Raw genomic sequence first — 17,938 nt, forward strand, 5'->3', positions numbered from 1 at the left:
ATCCCTATCGCACCTATTTCGGGGGCGAGCTCGACGGAAGCGAGCCGGTGCGGTCCGGTTTCGCGAGTCGACGAGCGGCCGCCGCGGAGACCGTCACGCGCCCGTCGCCGACGCTCACGGGCTCGCCGGTCACGTCGGCCAACACGTCGCGGAGGGCGTCGAGATACGCGCGCGACCGGTCTTCCTGAATGACTCGCGTGTCTTTCGTCTCGTACGTGAGCGCGCGGTGGCCGACGTAGATCCGGACGAACGACTCGCGGAACGGTTTCGGCACGTCCCACACGACCTGCGGGAACGAGTCGAGCCCCGCCTTCTCTCCGACCGGGGCACCGATCGCGACGAGGCACCGACCGAGCACCGATGCGTCGGCGGCCGGAACCACCTCCGTCGCGCGGTTGTCTACGTCGGAGTTGCGGGTGAGAATACCGATACCGAGCGCCTCGAAGACCGAGCGCACCTCATCGGTCGTCACCGAGTCGTCGACGGTTATCGCCGGAACGAACGTGTCGTTGATGCTGCCGCCCGCGAGGACGTGTGCGAGGAGGTCGACGAACGCGGCAGTGGTCGCCTCGTCGGGGTCGAGCCAGCCGTGACCGATCGCCGTCTGGATACCTCGGACCGAGTCAGGCATCCCGCCGTCGAGCCACCCTCGAACGCGGCTCGGTGGGAGATCGAGAGCGCTGCCCACGCGCGTTCGGCCGTGGTTCGGGTGTTCTGCGGCGTACTCGCGGACGCGGCGATAGTCGAGGACTTTCTGCCACGGGTCGGGGTACTCGCGGTCGCTGTAGGTCCGAGCGAGGGCCTGCGCCGTGGGGTACATACCCACGAATCGAATCAGTGACACCTTGAACGTAGCGGGATGGTTTTCAACGCTGAGATTTTGGCCAACACGTACATATACCAGATTCGCGTAGCATCAAGTAGCCAGCAACCCGACGGACGCGACCGCGGTAGGTCGTACTCGCGTCTTCGGCCGACGCTGGGTGCAAACCATGAAACTATTCAACCAAAACACAGCGGACGACCGCGCCGTGAGTCCTGTTATCGGAGTTATACTTATGGTCGCAATCACTGTCATCCTCGCGGCCGTCATCGGGACCTTCGTGCTCGGTCTGGGCGATCAGCTAGGTGATACTGCGCCGCAGGCGAGCTTCGGGATTGACGACGTTTCCACAGATGCGGCTAATAATAATGTCACTTTCACCCTCACAAAAACTGGTGGACAGGATCTTGAGGCAGCCGATCTGACTCTATCGGTTGAAGGTGCCCGTTCGGATACAGACATCACCGACGGGAGCCATCTGGATTCACCGACATGGCAAACGGGCCAATCTGTAGACTTTACTGATGAGCCCGCTGGTGGATCCATCTCCTTCGCATCGGGCGATCGTCTTACGATCCGCGTGATCCACGAGCCGTCTGGTAACGCGATCTACTCAACGACAATCACAGCCGAGTAATCTACGTCTAAATTTATTTTCGCCGGCTTTCTATTTGAGTCCAGTACCGCAACCCAAACACATCGGTGTTGAACTGTTGGATCGTTACGGGGTCCAATTCATCGCGAGCAGTGCGGATATTTTCTTCAGACTGAATCAAGTGCGCGAGAGTCACAAGTCGATCAGGACATAGAACTCCCATAACTGACTCCGGTTACGTCGGTACTCCTCCGATGAGAGGGGCGTCGGCTACTACCGCCCCAAAATTGGTTGACTGTCGTGGAAAACTGAGCCGCAAGCATGTGTCTCGACGGGCAGATGTTTCTGACGAAAAGTGTTTTATTTTGAGTGGGACCGCTGAGAGTCGAACTCAGGTCCTACGGACCCCATCCGCAGAGGATACCACTACCCCACGGTCCCGTGCTGCATTCGGAGACATGAGTGTCCGGTAATTAAGAACTTCGTTTCACGTGTCGCTTCGGCCCACGGCCGTCCGTCGTCGTCCCGTGATCAGACGAGCACGCGCTCTATCGAGACGACGGTCCCGGACTCGGCGTCGGGGTCGCCGACGATCCGGCCGAGACACACCGCGGCACCGTCGGGCGTGAAACAGGCAACGAGGGGGCTCTCGTCGGCGTGACCGCCCGGTTCCTGATTTTCAGCGGCTGCGTTCTCGGCGTCGTCGTCGACGCCGATGACGCCGGGCGCGTAGACGGGGGCACCGGTCGCAACGTTTCGCGCCGCCGACGGCGCGATGGTGACCCCGGGGAGGTGACCCAGCGCGTCCTCGGCCGGCCGGACGACCTCGCGGAGGAGCGTCTCGTCGCCCTCTTCGGCCCACGCGAGCGCGTCGACGAGGTCCTGCAGGGTGCAGAGATCGCGGTCGTCGAACGGATCGGTCGCGGTCCGGCGGAGGTGTCCCATGTGTGCGCCCACGCCGGTCGCGAGTCCGATGTCGTGACACAGCTTTCGGACGTACGTGCCGGACTCACACCGGATCCGGAGCAGCACCTGTCGGCCGTCGATCGCTAACACGTCGAGGTCGTCGATGGTCCGGCTGCGGAGCCGCCGCGTAACCGCGCTCTTTCGCGGCGGCTTCTGGTATATCTCCGCTTCGAACTCGGCGACGACGTCGCGGAAGTCGTCCGGCGCGTCGGCGTGAAGCTCCAACACCGCGACGTACTCTTTTCTCCCTTCGAGAAACACCTGTGCGGCTCGAGTCGCGGTGCCGGTGAGCGCGGGGAGACACCCGGTGACCTTGGGATCGAGGGTACCCGAGTGTGCGACGCCGTCTATCGGCTCGCCCTCGGGATCGAGCGCGGAGAGGCCCTCGTTGATCGCGTCTCGTATCCACGCTGAGACTTGATGCGAGGAGGGTCCGGCTGGCTTGTCGAGGTTGACGACACCGAACCGGAGGAGCTCCGGGACCGTTCGGTCCTCGGGCGGGGTGCGAAGCGGCGTGCGGTCCGCGTCGGCTGGGTCACTGGGCATGGTTCGATATCAGTTCGAGCGGTCTCAAAACTCGTAGTCGACGCCGTCGATCGGTGCCTTCCCCTCGTCGTCGTCGGGGTCGTACGCCTCGACCGTCGCGACGAGCACGTCGATGAAGCGCTCGGGTCCCCAACGGGCGGTGTTGTAGGCGGCGTCGTAGATGGAGAGGTCGTCGATGTCGATGTCGTAGTACTCCAAGTATCGCTTCCGCTCGGAGGCTTCACGGCGCTCCGTCTCGGCTTTCGCGCGCTCGACCGGCTTGTCCTCCCGGTCGGCGATCCGCTCTGCGCGGACGGCGACGGGCGCGTCGAACCAGAAGCGGAAGTCGGCCGCGTCGGCGGAGAGCCACCCGGCCAGCCGCGATTCGAGGACCACGTCGTCGCGGGTCGTAGCGATCTCGTGGAGCCGACGGTCGAGATCGCGGTCTATCTGCGGATCCTCCTCGGCGAACTCGTTGAACTCGACCGGCGTCATGTCGCGTTCGGCCGCCATCTCGCGGAAGATGTCGCCGCCGGAGACGTGACCGAGGCCGAGGCGATCGGCGAGCGCCGTGGCGTTCGTGCTCTTCCCGCTTCCCGGCGGGCCGGAGACGGTGATCAACATATCGCTACTCCGCGGGTATCGTTCAAAACGGTTGTCGTTCGGCGCTCGCGGGGAGTGCGGCCACCGCCACGAACCCCGGCGGCTACTGGTCCCGAGTCGCCGCAGTCATCGACCACACGGCGACGAGCCCGAGGAGGACGGCGGGAATCAGCGGAAGCGCGAGATACGTCTGGAAAAACGAGAACCCGAGCGCGCCGGCGGCATACGGGTACACGTAGATGATCCCGGGGATGACGAGGACGCAGGTGAAAAGCACCGCTGTCAGCGCCCACCCCTTTCGTCCGAACCCGTCTGCGTCGGGTTCGCTTACGGCGTCGGCGTCGGGATCAGATTTCACTATCGGGTTTTACCACCACTTTGCCAAAGCCCTCACGGTTCTCGATCAGTTCGTGCGCGCGGGCGGCCTCGCTCATCGGGAGCACCTCGCGCACGCGCGGCTCGAAGGTCCCGTCCCAGACCAGCTGTAACACGTCGTCGACCTCGCCGGGGGTCGCCATCGTCGAACCGATCACAGACAGCTGGTTCCAGAAGATCCGGTTGAGCCCTGCGCCCGGGTTCGGGCCGGTCGTCGCGCCACACGTGACGAGTCGACCTCCCTTCGCCATCGACTTCAGCGAGTCGGGGTACGTCGCCTCGCCGATGTGGTCGACCACGACGTCGACTCCGCGTTTCCCCGTTAACTCGGCGATCTCGTCCGCGAAGTCGTTCGCCTCGTAATCGATGACGTGGTCGGCCCCGCAGTCTTCGGCGTGCGAGAGCTTCTCCTCCGTAGAGGCGGTCGCGAACACCTCACAGCCCGCGTGGTCCGCGATCTGTACCGCGGCGTGCCCGACACCGCCAGACGCGCCGAGGACGAGCACCTTCTCGCCCGCATCGAGTTCGGCCCGCGTGTGGAGCATCCGCCACGCGGTCTGGAAGACGAGCGAGGCGGACCCGGCGACCTCCCAGTCGACGCCCGACGGGACGGGAACGAGATTCTCTGCGGGCACCGCGGCCTTCTCGGCGTGGACGCCGCGGACGTGCTCGCCGATGATGTGGAACGACGCGCAAAGCGACTCCTCGCCGCTTCGACAGAACTCGCACTCGCCGCAGGAGACACCGGCGCTCACGGCCACGTGGTCACCCGGCTCGAAGCGCGTCACGCCGTCGCCGACGGCCTCCACGACGCCCGCCGCGTCGCTGCCGGGGATGTGCGGCATCTCTAAGTCGACGCCCGGCAGCCCGCGTCGCGTCCAGATGTCGAGGTGGTTCAGCGCGCCGGCTTTGACGTCGACGAGGACCTCGCCGCGGCCGGGCTCTGGGTCCGGAAACTCGCCGTACTCGATCACGTCGCGGTCGCCGTGGGAATCGAACTGAACTGCTTGCATACCGTCTCCCACCCGCGGCACCCACTAAACAGTACGCCAACCGGCTGTGATTTCGTCTCACGGCACAGTCCATCGCATGGCACACCCCACTGCACGTCACACTTTATCGCACGTCACACCGTCTCACCCGTGCGATCTGGACGCATTCACCCGCTGTTTTCGTGATGTTTAAGTACCGAAGGCGGGACCGTACGGATGCACGAACTGCAGGGGTACCGGGCCCCGAGTCCGAGAGGGCGATGATACGACGCGAGTTGCGGTAGCCAAGCCTGGCCCAAGGCGCAGGGTTGCTAACTCTGTGGCGTCACTGCCTCCGGGGTTCGAATCCCCGCCGCAACGCTCGAACGGACCGAGTACCGCCGGAATCGCGCCGGCAGGGCTCACCACAACCAACACATGAGCACGGAAGAATCACAGGACGACTCGCCGGAGGAGGAAGAAGACCTCCAGTACTTCGTCCGGATCGGGGGCGCGGACCTCGACGGGACGAAGACGGTCGAGCGAAGCCTGTCCGAACTCGACGGCATCGGCACGCGCACGGCGCGGCTGGTCGCCGAGAAGGCCGACGTGGATCGTAAAGCCACGTTCGGTCTCCTCGACGAGGGTGACATAGACGCGGTGGTCGACATCGCCGAGAACCTCGAAGACCACGTCCCGTCGTGGATGACGAACAGACAGAACGACTTCTACTCCGGGGAGACGACGCACCTCGTCGGCACCGACGTCAGCGAGAAGCGTCGCCACGACATCAACCGGATGAAGCTCATCGAATCGTACAAGGGCGTTCGCCACAAGCGCGGCCAGAAGGTACGCGGCCAGCGCACGAAGTCCACGGGTCGCTCCGAGGGCACCATTGGCGTCAACGTCGAGGAGATCCGCGAGGAGATGGCGGAAGACGAAGCGGGTGACGAGGAATGAGCACCGGCAAGAACACCAAAGGCTACGAGACGCCGAACCACCCGTACCAGGGCGAGCGGATCGCCGAGGAGTCGGACCTCCTCTCGCGGTACGGCCTGAAGAACAAAGAGGAACTCTGGCGCGCTCAGTCCGAGCTGCGCAACATGCGCCGCGAGGCGCGCCGACTGCTCGGCGAGGCCCAGGGTGACGTCGACGCCGCCCAGGACGCCGGATCGGAGTTCGTCGCACGGCTCCGTCGCATCGGTATTCTCGGCGACAACGACGACATTTCGACGGTCCTGTCGCTCGACGTGACCGACCTGCTCGAACGCCGTCTCCAGACGGTCGTCTACCGGCAGGGGCTCGCGTCCTCGACACAGCAGGCGCGTCAGTTCCTCGTCCACGGACACGTCACCGTCGACGGGGCCCGAGTGACGCGTCCCTCGGTGAAGGTCGACGTGGCCGACGAGGGTGCCATCGACTTCGACGAGAACAGCCCGCTCGCGGACGATCTCCACCCCGAGCGCGCGGAGTCACAGGAGTAACCAACAATGAGTGAATCCGAGGACGGAAAGTGGGGAATCGCCCACGTGTACGCATCGTTCAACAACACGCTCATCACGGTCACCGACGAGACGGGTGCCGAGACGATCGCCAAGTCGTCCGGCGGCACCGTGGTGAAACAGAACCGCGACGAGGCGTCGCCGTACGCCGCCATGCAGATGGCGGAAGTCGTCGCCGAGCGAGTCAAAGACGCCGGCCTGGAGGGCGTGCACGTCCGCGTGCGCGGCCCCGGCGGCAACCTCAACAAGTCCACCGGTCCCGGTGCGCAGGCGACGATCCGCGCGCTCTCGCGCGCCGGCGTCGAGATCGGCCGGATCGAGGACGTCACGCCCATCCCGCACGACGGGACGAAGGCACCGAAGAACAAGCGAGTCTGACATGAGTGACGCAGATTTCGACGTTGAGTACGTCGAACGGGACGAACGCAGCGCGCGGGTGTTGATCCGCGGGCTCACCCCGGCGTTCGCGAACGGCATCCGCCGGGCGATGATCGCCGACGTCCCGACGTTCTCGATCGACACCGTTCGGTTCGTCGAGAACTCCTCCGTCATGTTCGACGAGATGATCGGCCTGCGGCTGGGGCTCATCCCCCTCACGACCCCGCTCGACGACTTCGAGGTCGGCGACGAGGTCACGCTCGCACTCGACGTCGAGGGGCCCGACACGGCCTACTCCGGCGACATCGAGAGCGCGGACCCGCTGGTCGAGGTCGCAGACGACAACGTCCCGATCATCGAGCTGAAGGAGGGACAGCGACTGGAGTTCGAGGCCGACGCGGTGTTAGACACCGGAAAGGAGCACGCCAAACATCAGGGCGGCGTCTCCGTCGGTTACCGACACCTCCAGCGCGTCACCGTCGAGGGCGACCGCGGCGAGTTCGACGAGGACGAACCGCAGATCCTCCGCGGCGTCGTCGAGACGCCCGATGGCGATATCGTGCTCACGGACGAGTTCGACAACGACCTCTCGGAGCGGTATCCGGGCAAGGAAGTCACGGTCGAGGACGTGCCTGGCGCGTTCGTCTTCCACATCGAGACGGACGGATCCTTCAGCGTCGAAGAACTGCTGCTCCGCGCGATCGACTCCATCGAGGTGCGCGCGGACGAACTACAGACGAAAGTCACGGTCTAACGTAATGACGGACCTTCGAACCACCCGGTCGGCGCTCGCCCCTGCCCGTAGTCGCGACGCCGACGCTCGCGCCGCCGAACGGCCGCGTGGTCCCGGCGACACCGGGACCGAAAGTGGTTTGAAGGGAGCCGGATTACGCAGGAGTGCACGCAGGGATAGCCAAGTCAGGCCAACGGCGCAGCGTTCAGGGCGCTGTCCTGTAGAGGTCCGCAGGTTCAAATCCTGCTCCCTGCACTCCGTTTTTCAGAACCTCTCCATAGGAGGGAGCTATGAGTAGCAAGACGAATCCGAAACTACAGAACCTCATCGCCGATCTGAAGTCGGTCTCGCGCGATTCCGGTGCCAACGTGTGGCAGGATATCGCGGACCGACTGGAGAAGCCACGGCGCACGCACGCTGAGGTCAACCTGGGCCGTATCGAACGATACGCGCAGGAAGACGAGACGGTCGTCGTCCCCGGCAAGGTGCTGGGCAGCGGTGTGCTCGAAAAGAACGTCACCGTCGCCGCCGTCGACTTCTCGGGTACCGCCCGCACGAAGATCGACCAGGCCGGCGAAGCGGTGTCGCTAGAACAGTTCGTCGAACAGAACCCCGAAGGCAGCAACGTCCGGGTGATTCGATGAGTCTCGCGAAGATCGACGCGGACGTCGTCGTCGACGCCCGAGACTGCATTCTCGGCCGCGTCTCCTCGGAGGTCGCCCAGCGCGCCCTCGCCGGGGAGTCCGTCGCCGTCGTCAACGCCGAGCGAGCGGTCATCACCGGCAACGAAGAGGCGACGATGGAGACGTACCACAAGCGCGCCGAACTCGGATCCGACAGCGGCCCGTACTACCCGAAACGGCCCGACCGGATATTCAAGCGTGCCATCCGCGGCATGCTGCCCTACAAGACGGAAGACGGCCGCGAGGCGCTCTCGAACGTTCGCGTCTACGTGGGCAACCCCTACGAGCGCGACGAAGACGCCGAGAGCGTCGTCTTGGACGGCACCTCGCTGGACCGACTCTCGAACATCAAATTCACCACGCTCGGTGACATCTCCGAGTCTCTGGGAGCCAACGTCACATGGTAACGAACACCTCAGGCAAGAAGAAGACGGCCGTCGCCCGCGCAACCGTGCGTGACGGCGAGGGTCGCGTTCGCATCAACTCCCAGCCCGTCGAGCTGGTCGAACCGGAACAGGCGCGGCTCAAGATGCTGGAGCCGTTCCGCATCGCCGGTGAGGAACTCCGCGACGACGTCGACATCGACGTCACCGTCGAAGGCGGCGGGTTCAGCGGTCAGGCCGACGCCACTCGCACGGCCATCGCCCGCGGCATCGTTCAGCACCTCGGAGACGCCGAGCTGCGCGACGCCTACATGAACTTCGACCGGACGCTCTTGGTCAACGACGTTCGCCAGTCCGAACCCAAGAAGTGGGGCGGACCGGGCGCGCGCGCTCGCTACCAGAAGTCCTACCGCTGAGGTGATCCAGTCATGATGATCCCCGTTCGGTGTTTCACGTGCGGCAACGTCGTGGGTGAACACTGGGAAGAATTCAAGGAGCGAGCCCGCGAGGGCGACGAGGACCCCGGCGCGGTCCTCGACGACCTCGGGGTCGACCGGCATTGCTGTCGCCGGATGATGGTCAGCCATCGGGACCTCGTCGACGTCGTCTCGCCGTACCAGTAACATGTCTGCACAACGATACAACCGATACGAGAAGGCACGCATCCTCGGCGCGCGAGCGCTGCAGGTATCGTACGGAGCGCCCGTGCTGATCGACTCGGATCAGACCGAGCCGATCCTCGTCGCCGCGGAGGAGTACGACGCGGGTGTGCTCCCCTTCACCGTCCGCAGGGAGGGCGAGAAATGACGCGAATCACGAGCGTCTCGCTTCGGCGCGTCCTCGATTCGCGTGGAAACCCGACCGTCGAGGCCGACGTGCTCACCGAGTCCGGCGGCTTCGGCCGCGGAGCGGCCCCGAGTGGGGCCTCTACGGGCGAGTACGAGGCGATCGAACTGCCGGCGAGCGAGGCGATCGCGAAGGCCAGAGAGCACGCCGTTCCGCGGCTCGAAGGCCTCTACGCCGGCGACCAGCGAGCCGTCGACAACGCGCTTCGCGCGGCCGACGGCACCGACGACTTCTCCGCGATCGGTGCGAACAGCGCCGTCGCGATATCGATGGCGGCAGCGAAGGCCGCCGCAGACGTGCTCGGTGCACCGCTGTACCAGCACCTCGGCGGCGCGTTCCGCGGAGACAACTTCCCCGTGCCGCTCGGCAACGTCGTCGGCGGCGGAGAACACGCCAAAGAGGCCACCCACATTCAGGAGTTCCTCGCCGCGCCGGTCGGCGCGCCGAGCGTCTCGGAGGCCGTCTTCGCGAACGCCGCGGTCCACGCGGCGGTCGCGGACGTGCTCGACGAACGCGGCGTTCCGGCGGCGAAGGGTGACGAGGGCGCGTGGGCACCACCGATCTCGGACGCCGACGCGTTCGAGGTCGTCGAGGAGGCGGTCGACCGCGTCGAGAGCGAGGTTGGCTTCGAGATCCGCTTCGGCCTCGACATGGCGGCCGCAGAGCTGTACGACGAGGAGGCCGAGGCGTACGTGTACGGCGACGAGACGAAGTCGACGGACGAGCAGGTCGAGTACGTCGCAGGACTCGTCGACGAGTACGACCTCGCGTACGTCGAGGACCCGCTCGACGAGAACGACTACGAGGCGTTCGCGGAGCTGACGGACCGGGTCGGCGACCGGACGCTGATCTGCGGTGACGACCTGTTCGTCACCAACGTCGAACGGCTCCGAGAGGGGATCGACGTCGGAGCGGCAAACAGCATCCTGATCAAGCCGAACCAGATCGGGACCCTGTCGGACGCGTTCGACGCGGTCGAACTCGCCGCCCGAAACGGGTACGAGACGGTCATCTCGCACCGGTCGGGAGAGACCGAAGACACGACCATCGCACACCTCGCCGTGGCGACCGACGCCGGATACATCAAGACCGGCACGGTCGGCGGCGAGCGCACCGCCAAGCTGAACGAACTGGTCCGCATCGCGGACGGCGCGGTATGACGGACACCCATACGCATGAGTGAAGACAACGACGCGGTCGAACTCGACGACGCGGAGACCGAGGCGGTCGACGCGGCGGTCGAGGAGGAGGCCGACACGACCGAGGAACCGACCGCCGACGCGGCCGCCGAGGGGGCGTCCGCCGACGCCGAGAGCGAGACCGCCGACGCGACGGCAGACGACGCCGACGAGGAGGACGCCTCCCCGTTCGACGACGACGTCATGCCCGATGACGACGTCGACCTACTGATCCCCGTCGAGGACTACCTCTCCGCGGGTGTCCACATCGGGACCCAACAGAAGACCGCGGACATGGAGCGGTTCATCCACCGCGTCCGCGACGACGGGCTCTACGTGCTAGACGTGAGCACGACCGACCAGCGCATTCGCACCGCCGCGGACTTCCTCGAGAACTACAACCCCGAGCAGATCCTCGTCACGTCCTCGCGGCAGTACGGTCGGTTCCCGGCCGAGAAGTTCGCGGACGCCATCGGCGCTCGCGCTCGCACGGGACGGTTCATCCCGGGCACGCTGACGAACCCCGACTACGCCGGCTACATCGAGCCGGACGTCGTCGTGGTGACCGACCCGATCGGTGACGCGCAGGCCGTCAAGGAGGCCATCACCGTCGGCATCCCGGTTATCGCGATGTGCGACTCTAACAACCAGCTCTCGAACGTCGATCTGGTCATCCCGACCAACAACAAGGGTCGACGCGCGCTGTCGGTCGTCTACTGGCTGCTCGCCAACGAGACGCTCGACCGCCGCGGTGCCGACACCGTGTTCGCCCTCGACGACTTCGAGGACGAACTCTAAGTCGGCCGGCTTCGAGTTCGACTTTTCTGCGGGCAGAGCCACCGAACAGCCACGATTCACCGGAGAACCGACAACGGATTCGAGCCTCCCGATCTACAACACGTCGATCGTGAGTGGGTAGCTCCACGCCTCCCCGTCAGAGGCTTTCACCGCAGCGATCACGATGAACACGGTGTCGACGATGCCGAGAACGGGCAGCGCCAGGAGTCCGATACCGACGAGCACCAACACGAGCGCGATGAGCGAGTAGACGGTGAACCAGATCTGCCAGTTGATGGCGTTTCGCGCGTTCTCCTTGACGAACGCGTCGTCGGTGACGACGTAGACCACGAGTGGTCCGACGAGCCACGTGAACAGGGCGAGGACGTGCGTCAGCGCTGCCATGGTGGTGTTGTCTCCGGTTCCGCCGGTATCGACGCCGGCCGCTGTAGATCCCATGGATGCGATGTCCGCGGCTTGGTATTTATGTGTTGGCGGTGTCCATCCCACTTTGATCTCCCGCCCCCTCGTCTGCCGGCGCGGACGTGTCGTACGTCCAGCGCGGTTCGATCTCGCGGTTCGCGACGACGACCCGGTCGCCGGCGTCCGTGTCGATCCGGGTCTTCCTGAGCTCGATGGCGGCGACGGTTCCGGTCACCCCCTTCGCCTCGACTCGGTAGCCCGGATTGAAATCCGGGTCTCGAAGGAGGTACACGCCGGCGACCGTGTCTTCGATCATCTCTGAGAGCGCGTAGGAGACGCCGAGCGCGATGAATCCGACGGCGGTACCGAGACTCGCCGCGATGTCGCCCATGCCGACGACTTTCAGGAACGTCAGCGCGACACCGAACCAGAGGAACACGGAGACGAGCGTGACGATGAGATCGCCGACCAGCTCGCGGTCGCCGACGTACACGCGCTCGATCGACCCGCGGACGACGGCGAGAGCGGCACGGACCGTCAGATACGCCAGCGCGAGGAAGACCAGCCCCGAGAGCAGTCTCGGTATCGCGACTATCAGGCCGTCGAGGAAGTTCGAAAGCGAGCGGGAGACGAGCAACGGGATCTGGGTCATGCCGAACCGCACACGGCCGAGGGTCGAAAAGGTGAGGGCGCCGACGGCTCAGTTCGCGTCCGTCTCGGGATGAACACGCCGTCGAGGTCGACGCTCGGGTCGCGCCGGGGATCCGTCTCTCGTCCCGACCGCTCGTCCGTGGCACGGGCCCGCTGAGACACGTCTTTCACTCGTGGTCTCGCAGTGATGACGTTACTAGCGCCCCGAATCCGCGGTCTCGTCGACTGGCGCCCCGTCCCCGCACAGCGCCGACCGAGCCTCCGCGACGGTGTCGTCCACGCGCGCCCACGCCACGGGCGGCTCGACCGCCTCGAGCTCCGCGTCGAGCGCGTCGAGCCGTTCGCCGAACTCGTCGTCCCCGTCCGTCCCGTCGCCGAGCGCCTCGACGTGGTCCGTCACCTCGGCTTCGAGGTCGTCTATCCGCGCGTCCACGTCGTCCGGGAAGGAGACGCCGTCGCGGTCGGCCCACGCGCGGAGGTCGTCGGCCTCGGCTCGGAGGTCGGCGACGACGAGGTCGAGGACGCGCGTCTGGACGACGGCGTCGAACCACCGTTCTGGGTCGGCGTCGTCCGCGTCCCGCAGCGACTCGACGGTCTCGGCGACGGCCGCGGCGGACTCCTCGGCGGCCTCGACCTCGTCTACGAGCGCGTCGTGGCGTCGATTGGCCGAGCGGAGCCACGCCTCGAACGCCTCCAGTTCGGTTTCGAGGTCGTGGGCGACGCGGACGATATCCTGCGCGTCGGTCGTGATCTCGTGGAGGGCGACCGCTGCGCGGTACACCGCCACCGGTTCGTCGAGCCCCGACCACGCCGCGCCGAGGTCGTCGCCGAGCGCCTCCACGTCCGCCCGGAGGCCGTCCAGTCGATCCCCGAACGCCCGCCGACGGACGTCGACGATGTCGAGATCCGGCGCGTTGCCGGCGGCGGTCGCCTCGTCGTGGGTCCGCGTCGCGAGGTCGATCCGCGTCTCCGCGGTCGCGAGTATCTGCGACACGTCGGTGACGCTTGACTCGATCGCCGCGGGTGTGACCTTCCCGTCCTCGGTGAAGGGTTCGAGCCACGTCCGGATCGACTCCGGTTCCTCGTCGGTTCTGTCGACCACGTCGTCGACGAGTTCGTCGAGGGGCGTCTCCGCGGGCGCGCTCTCACTCATACGCCGATTTCGGTGTAGTGCGGTGTTATACCTTCCTAAGAGCGGTGTGTTCGGGGACGGAGGCAAACAGAGCGCTACGTGATGATATATAGCCGTCAGAATTCTCTCGTTCACTCACCACCGATACTGTGGACTCTTCGCGTGATAATAGACACCTATATTAAAAATATAAACCAGTTTAATATACTTGTCCGTTGCTACGCCTGATGTCAGACCGGAACTGGGTCGACGGCGGCGTGTCGCGGCGGAAAGTTCTCATCACGTCCGGAGCGCTCGGAACTGCGGGGTTGGCGGGCTGTAGCGGAAGCAGCGACGGCGGCGACGGCGGATCTGGCGGTGACGGCGGCGACGGCGGATCCGGCGGTGATGGTGGCGACGGCGGATCCGGCGTCGACGGTGACGACGGCTCCGGGCAGAGCACGGCGCTGCTCAACGCCGAGGGCTCCTCGACGGTGTACCCCATCTCGAACACGGGGAGCTCGTACTGGAACTCCAACGCGCCGCCGAGCGACGGCGAGTACTGGGGCGCCAATGACGAGACCTCCGTCCCCGGCTGGGATCAGCTCGCCGACGACGGCGCGGGCGACATGCTCATCGCCGACTACTTCGCCTCGAAGTTCGGCTTCGAGCCGACCGACCAGCGCTCCTCGCCGCCGTTCCCGACCACGGTCGGCCTGAGCCACTCCGGGACCGGCTGTGAAGCCGTTACCGACGGCCTCGTCGACATCGGCAACTCCTCCGGTCCGATCACGGCGGAACTCGACTGGAGCGAGGAGAAGGCCCAGAACACGGTCGTCGACAACGTCGTCGGTCGCGACGGCCAGCCCGTCGTCGTCAGCTCCGACGTCTCCGACGCTGGCGTCACGCAGCTGACCGGCGAGGATATCCGCGGCATATACCAGAACGAGATTACCAACTGGAACCAGATCGACGGCGTCGACTACGATCAAGAGATCTACGCCATCGGCCGCGCCGAGGGCTCCGGGACGGACACCTCGTTCCGCCTGAACATGCTCGGCGCCGCCGACGCCTCGATGTCGGGCGTCGACACGCGTTTCGGGCAGAACCAACAGGTCGCGCAGGCAGTCTCCCAGAACGAGGGCGCCATCGCCTACATGGCGCTCGCGTTCACCAGCGAAACGGTCATCCCGATCTCCATCGAGTTCGATGGCACGCTGTACGAGACCAGCCGCGACGCGGAGAACACCATCTTCGACAGCGAGTACCCGCTCAACCGCGACCTCCACATGTACACGCTCATCGAGGAGAACAACCCCGACGGCGGCGGCTACGACCGGCGCGAGGCGGCGTTCGTCAATATGTTCCTCAACGAGTTCGGACAGACCGTCTTCGTTGAGGGGAACAACTACATCCCGCTCCCGACGAGCGACCTCCAGTCGATGAAAGACAAGGTCTCGTCCGTCGCCACGGAGGACCTCCTCTCGCCGTAGTCCGACGACCGACGGTCGGTCGACCCGAGACGGGCGCCGTCCCCGCCGACTGACCCCCCGCGACCGCCCGTCGCTCCGCGGCCGCCGGCGTTCACGCTACATACGAATATCGCTTCTACGACACACAACACGCGAATGCTCTCGATAACAGACAGATGCCAACTGTAACAGACGCTCTCGGCGGCCGGGTGATCGACGCGCTCGGCGCGCAGCTCAGACGGGTCATGGAGTTCGCCGACGAGACGGAACCCCCCGCGCTGGCGATCATCTCCGCGATGACGCTGTCGCTTCTGGCCACGCTCGTCGGGTTCCTCGCCGTCTCCGACCTCACCATCGTTCCCTTCTCCGTCTTCCTCGCCGCCGCGGGGATCGGCTGGTTCCGGTATCAGGAGGAGACCGCGTACACGATCGCGCTGATGATGACGGTGTCGACGATCCTCATCCTCGGCCTGATCATCGTGTTCATCTTCCGGGAGTCGATCCCGGTGATCCGGTACGAGAGCGCGACGGTGTTCGGGATCACGGTCCCGGGGATCCGGATGTTCATCCAGCCTGAGTGGGACGCCGTCTCGCCGCCGATCCGGTACTCGATGGTGCCGATGATCCACGGGACGGTGATGGTCACGCTCATCGCGTCGGCCGTCGCCGCGCCCCTCGGCGTCTCCGCGGCGCTCTTCCTCTCGGAGATCGCCCCCGCGACCGTCCGCGAGGTCGTCAAGCCCGGCGTCGAGATCCTCGCCGGGATCCCCTCGATCGTCTACGGGTTCATCGGGTTCACCGTGCTCGGCCCGTGGGCTTCCGACCAGTTCCGGACGACCGGGCAGGGGTCGTACCTGTTCGTCGGCATCGTCGTCGGGCTGATGGCGCTCCCGACCGTCGTCTCCGTGGCCGAAGACGCCCTGAGCAGCGTCCCGGAGTCGATGAAGAGCGGCTCGTTGGCGATGGGGACGACGGACTGGCAGACGATGACTTCGATCACGCTGCCGGCCGCGTTCTCCGGCGTCTCCGCGGCGGTTCTGCTCGGCGTCGGTCGCGCCATCGGCGAGACGATGGCCGCCACGGTGATGCTCCGCGGCGTGCCGCGGCTGACGGAGCCGCTCGTCAACGTCTTCTACGGACAGGAGACGCTGACGTCGATCATCGCGCGGAACTACGGCGAGGCGGACGGGCTCCAGATGGACGCGCTGTTCGTCGCGGGCGTGATCCTGTTCATCACCGTTCTCGTCATCTCCGTCGGCGCGCAGTACATCGAATGGCGGATGCACAAGCGGCTCGGGGGTGAGATCTGATGGCTGACGCGAGCCAGACGGACGCCAAGCTGGTCGAGTCGGAGACCACGGAGACGGACGCCGTTGCCGGCGTGGCTGTCGGGCTCTCCGCGGTCCTTTTCTCGCTCTCCGTCGCGGCGATGTTCGAGCGAGTCAGTCTCACCGGGTCGCTGCTTGGGCTACCGACCGTGACGCTGCTCGGCGGGCTCCTGACCGCGCTCGGCGTCGCGGTGGTCGCCTTCGGGGCCGGGTCGCGGTTGGGGTACGTCGAGACCGACCCCGACCCGAGCGCCGGGCTCGTCGCTGGCTTCGGCGCCGCCGTTCCGTGGATCGTTGTCGGCGGGAGCGTTGCGAGCCAGACGCTCGCCCTCGGGACGGCCGTCGGTGTCGTCGCCGGGATGGCCGTCGGCGGCGTCGCGTTCGCGCTCACCGTCCTCCCGCGCGAGGACGTCGGATCGACGCTCCCGCTCGGGAGCCTCCTCGCGCTGACGGGGCTCGTCTTCCTCACCGGCGTTATCGGGCCGGCGTGGGTGTGGGAGCTGGACTGGGCCCAGCAGGCCGCAATCACCGCGGAGTTCCTCATCCCGGTGGCGACGCTTTTCAGCGCGCTGTACGGGGGCTGGGCCTCGGCGAAGGCGTACGGCGGCTTCGGCGCCCGCGGTCGGCACATGGGCGCGTACGTCCTCGTGTACCTGAACGCGCTCTCGATCGTCGCCTTCCTGTTCATCCTCGTCGCCTTCGTGGTCGTTCAGGGGATTCCCGGGCTGTTGAACGGCGTCGAACTCGGCCTCGGCTCCGGGCCGCAGACGACGATCCTCGGCGTCTCGGTCACGCTACCGGTGTCCGTCCCGTTCGTGATGAACGGCGTCGCCCTCTTCAACGACTTCCAGGGCGTGTTGCCAGCGATCGTCGGAACGGTCTGGCTCGTCCTCGGCGCCGTCGTGCTGGCGGTCCCGCTCGGCGTCGGCGCGGCCCTCTTCCTCACCGAGTACGCGGACCGCGGTCGGTTCACGCAGGTCGTCGAGATCGCGACCAACGGGTTATGGAGTACCCCCAGTATCGTCTTCGGGCTGTTCGGGTTCGCCTTCCTCATCCCGCGGTTCGGCAACGGGAAGTCGCTCCTTTCCGGGATGGTCACGCTCGGGTTCATGCTCCTCCCGCTCGTGGTGATCACTTCCCGCGAGGCGATGCTCTCGGTCCCCGACGAGTACCGCGACGCGAGCGCCGCGCTCGGGGTGTCGAAGTGGCAGACGATCCGGAGCGTTGTTCTCCCGGCGGCGCTGCCGGGCGTCGTCACCGGCGTCATCCTCGGCGTCGGTCGGATCGCCGGCGAGACGGCGCCGATCCTGCTGACGATGGCCGGCGGGACGTTCGTTCCCGGCTCGCAGACGGTCGATGTCCTCGGGAGCTTCCAGTTCACGTCCGCGCCGCCGTTCGTCGCCAACCCGGCCCTTCTGGAGGCCACGTCGGCGCTCCCCTACCAGCTGTACGCCCTCATCTCGGCCGGCGTCGGTGCCAGCAGCAACGTCGGCAACGCGGACGAGTTCCGGTGGGCGACGGCGCTGGTGCTGCTCGTCGTCGTCCTCTCCTTCTACGCGATCGGGATCGCGACGCGCTACTACTTCCGGCGGCGGCTCAAGCACACTTGATCACA

The 17,938-nt window shown here is 66.1% G+C and carries 23 protein-coding genes, 3 tRNA genes and 1 pseudogene; 17 read left to right on the plus strand and 10 right to left on the minus strand.

The annotated features are described in order from the left end of the window. Positions 1 to 13: 13 nt before the first annotated feature. The gene (locus NO930_RS08835) at positions 14 to 820 is read right to left on the minus strand and encodes a hypothetical protein (RefSeq protein ID WP_256403191.1); all 807 of its coding nucleotides are present in this window, start codon (positions 818 to 820) and stop codon (positions 14 to 16) included. A 172-nt stretch (positions 821 to 992) separates the two neighbouring features. On the opposite strand from NO930_RS08835, the gene NO930_RS08840 reads away from it, so the two are divergent. Next, positions 993 to 1,460: a type IV pilin domain-containing protein gene (locus NO930_RS08840; RefSeq protein ID WP_256403192.1), complete on the plus strand. Its 468-nt coding sequence runs from the start codon at positions 993 to 995 to the stop codon at positions 1,458 to 1,460. A 13-nt stretch (positions 1,461 to 1,473) separates the two neighbouring features. Here NO930_RS08840 and NO930_RS14145 read toward each other — a convergent pair whose 3' ends face one another. The 6 genes and pseudogenes from NO930_RS14145 to NO930_RS08865 all read right to left on the minus strand — a co-directional run bounded on the left by NO930_RS14145 (position 1,474) and on the right by NO930_RS08865 (position 4,900). Beyond that, entirely contained in the window at positions 1,474 to 1,641 is a 168-nt protein-coding gene (locus NO930_RS14145; protein WP_425601445.1) for a DUF7386 family protein, read from the minus strand. A 147-nt stretch (positions 1,642 to 1,788) separates the two neighbouring features. Continuing rightward, a tRNA-Pro gene (locus NO930_RS08845) sits at positions 1,789 to 1,859 on the minus strand. Positions 1,860 to 1,949: 90 nt separating this feature from the next. Further along, positions 1,950 to 2,930, minus strand: a complete 981-nt coding sequence (locus tag NO930_RS08850) for an RNA-guided pseudouridylation complex pseudouridine synthase subunit Cbf5 (RefSeq protein ID WP_256403193.1) — start codon at positions 2,928 to 2,930, stop codon at positions 1,950 to 1,952. A 24-nt stretch (positions 2,931 to 2,954) separates the two neighbouring features. After that, a complete protein-coding gene (cmk, locus tag NO930_RS08855) occupies positions 2,955 to 3,533 on the minus strand; it encodes a (d)CMP kinase (protein ID WP_256403194.1) in 579 nt (192 codons plus the stop codon). A gap of 82 nt (positions 3,534 to 3,615) precedes the next feature. After that, a pseudogene (locus NO930_RS08860) lies at positions 3,616 to 3,858 on the minus strand (DUF7977 family protein); the annotation flags it as partial. A gap of 1 nt (position 3,859) precedes the next feature. Continuing rightward, positions 3,860 to 4,900 (minus strand): zinc-binding dehydrogenase, encoded by a 1,041-nt coding sequence (locus NO930_RS08865; RefSeq protein ID WP_256403195.1) that lies wholly within the window; start codon positions 4,898 to 4,900, stop codon positions 3,860 to 3,862. 253 nt (positions 4,901 to 5,153) lie between these two features. Between NO930_RS08865 and NO930_RS08870 the strand changes: the two genes are divergently transcribed. From NO930_RS08870 to rpsB, 13 genes are all read left to right on the plus strand, one after another. Continuing rightward, positions 5,154 to 5,239: transfer RNA gene (locus NO930_RS08870), tRNA-Ser, on the plus strand. Positions 5,240 to 5,296: 57 nt separating this feature from the next. Continuing rightward, a complete protein-coding gene (locus NO930_RS08875; protein WP_049982784.1) occupies positions 5,297 to 5,818 on the plus strand; it encodes a 30S ribosomal protein S13 in 522 nt (173 codons plus the stop codon). Further along, the gene (locus NO930_RS08880; protein WP_092562500.1) at positions 5,815 to 6,342 is read left to right on the plus strand and encodes a 30S ribosomal protein S4; all 528 of its coding nucleotides are present in this window, start codon (positions 5,815 to 5,817) and stop codon (positions 6,340 to 6,342) included. Before NO930_RS08875 ends, NO930_RS08880 begins: the two co-directional genes overlap by 4 nt. A 6-nt stretch (positions 6,343 to 6,348) precedes the next feature. Then, positions 6,349 to 6,738, plus strand: coding sequence for a 30S ribosomal protein S11 (locus NO930_RS08885; protein ID WP_004046448.1), 390 nt, complete (start codon positions 6,349 to 6,351; stop codon positions 6,736 to 6,738). Between the two features lies 1 nt (position 6,739). Next, positions 6,740 to 7,492, plus strand: coding sequence for a DNA-directed RNA polymerase subunit D (locus NO930_RS08890; protein WP_256403196.1), 753 nt, complete (start codon positions 6,740 to 6,742; stop codon positions 7,490 to 7,492). Positions 7,493 to 7,641: 149 nt separating this feature from the next. Then, a tRNA-Leu gene (locus NO930_RS08895) sits at positions 7,642 to 7,726 on the plus strand. Between the two features lie 35 nt (positions 7,727 to 7,761). Continuing rightward, the gene (locus NO930_RS08900) at positions 7,762 to 8,115 is read left to right on the plus strand and encodes a 50S ribosomal protein L18e (protein ID WP_049982061.1); all 354 of its coding nucleotides are present in this window, start codon (positions 7,762 to 7,764) and stop codon (positions 8,113 to 8,115) included. Further along, positions 8,112 to 8,561, plus strand: coding sequence for a 50S ribosomal protein L13 (locus NO930_RS08905; RefSeq protein WP_137783682.1), 450 nt, complete (start codon positions 8,112 to 8,114; stop codon positions 8,559 to 8,561). The genes NO930_RS08900 and NO930_RS08905 overlap by 4 nt, the downstream gene beginning before the upstream one ends. Then, the gene (locus tag NO930_RS08910; RefSeq protein WP_049982063.1) at positions 8,555 to 8,953 is read left to right on the plus strand and encodes a 30S ribosomal protein S9; all 399 of its coding nucleotides are present in this window, start codon (positions 8,555 to 8,557) and stop codon (positions 8,951 to 8,953) included. Before NO930_RS08905 ends, NO930_RS08910 begins: the two co-directional genes overlap by 7 nt. A 12-nt stretch (positions 8,954 to 8,965) precedes the next feature. Next, entirely contained in the window at positions 8,966 to 9,160 is a 195-nt protein-coding gene (locus NO930_RS08915; protein WP_049982064.1) for a DNA-directed RNA polymerase subunit N, read from the plus strand. Between the two features lies 1 nt (position 9,161). Then, entirely contained in the window at positions 9,162 to 9,344 is a 183-nt protein-coding gene (locus NO930_RS08920; protein WP_049982065.1) for a DNA-directed RNA polymerase subunit K, read from the plus strand. Next, positions 9,341 to 10,543, plus strand: coding sequence for a phosphopyruvate hydratase (gene eno / locus NO930_RS08925; RefSeq protein ID WP_256403197.1), 1,203 nt, complete (start codon positions 9,341 to 9,343; stop codon positions 10,541 to 10,543). Before NO930_RS08920 ends, eno begins: the two co-directional genes overlap by 4 nt. 15 nt (positions 10,544 to 10,558) lie before the next feature. Beyond that, positions 10,559 to 11,359, plus strand: coding sequence for a 30S ribosomal protein S2 (gene rpsB / locus NO930_RS08930; protein WP_256403198.1), 801 nt, complete (start codon positions 10,559 to 10,561; stop codon positions 11,357 to 11,359). A gap of 93 nt (positions 11,360 to 11,452) precedes the next feature. On the opposite strand, the gene NO930_RS08935 is transcribed toward rpsB, so the two are convergent. From NO930_RS08935 to NO930_RS08945, 3 genes are all read right to left on the minus strand, one after another. Continuing rightward, complete coding sequence (locus tag NO930_RS08935; protein ID WP_256403199.1) at positions 11,453 to 11,797, minus strand: DUF4870 domain-containing protein; 345 nt, start codon at positions 11,795 to 11,797, stop codon at positions 11,453 to 11,455. Positions 11,798 to 11,822: 25 nt separating this feature from the next. Beyond that, entirely contained in the window at positions 11,823 to 12,413 is a 591-nt protein-coding gene (locus NO930_RS08940) for a mechanosensitive ion channel domain-containing protein (protein WP_256403200.1), read from the minus strand. A gap of 195 nt (positions 12,414 to 12,608) precedes the next feature. Further along, positions 12,609 to 13,565: a halo transducer protein gene (locus NO930_RS08945; protein WP_256403201.1), complete on the minus strand. Its 957-nt coding sequence runs from the start codon at positions 13,563 to 13,565 to the stop codon at positions 12,609 to 12,611. Between the two features lie 206 nt (positions 13,566 to 13,771). Between NO930_RS08945 and NO930_RS08950 the strand changes: the two genes are divergently transcribed. From NO930_RS08950 to pstA, 3 genes are all read left to right on the plus strand, one after another. Next, positions 13,772 to 15,016 (plus strand): PstS family phosphate ABC transporter substrate-binding protein, encoded by a 1,245-nt coding sequence (locus NO930_RS08950; protein ID WP_256403202.1) that lies wholly within the window; start codon positions 13,772 to 13,774, stop codon positions 15,014 to 15,016. 155 nt (positions 15,017 to 15,171) lie between these two features. Further along, positions 15,172 to 16,305, plus strand: coding sequence for a phosphate ABC transporter permease subunit PstC (pstC, locus tag NO930_RS08955; protein ID WP_256403203.1), 1,134 nt, complete (start codon positions 15,172 to 15,174; stop codon positions 16,303 to 16,305). Next, positions 16,305 to 17,933 carry a phosphate ABC transporter permease PstA gene (gene pstA, locus NO930_RS08960; RefSeq protein ID WP_256403204.1) on the plus strand — a complete coding sequence of 543 codons (1,629 nt, stop codon included), beginning with the start codon at positions 16,305 to 16,307 and terminating at the stop codon, positions 17,931 to 17,933. Before pstC ends, pstA begins: the two co-directional genes overlap by 1 nt. Positions 17,934 to 17,938 lie beyond the last annotated feature (5 nt).

Source organism: Halorubrum salinum, assembly GCF_024494575.1.
In the GTDB taxonomy this organism is placed as follows: domain Archaea; phylum Halobacteriota; class Halobacteria; order Halobacteriales; family Haloferacaceae; genus Halorubrum; species Halorubrum salinum.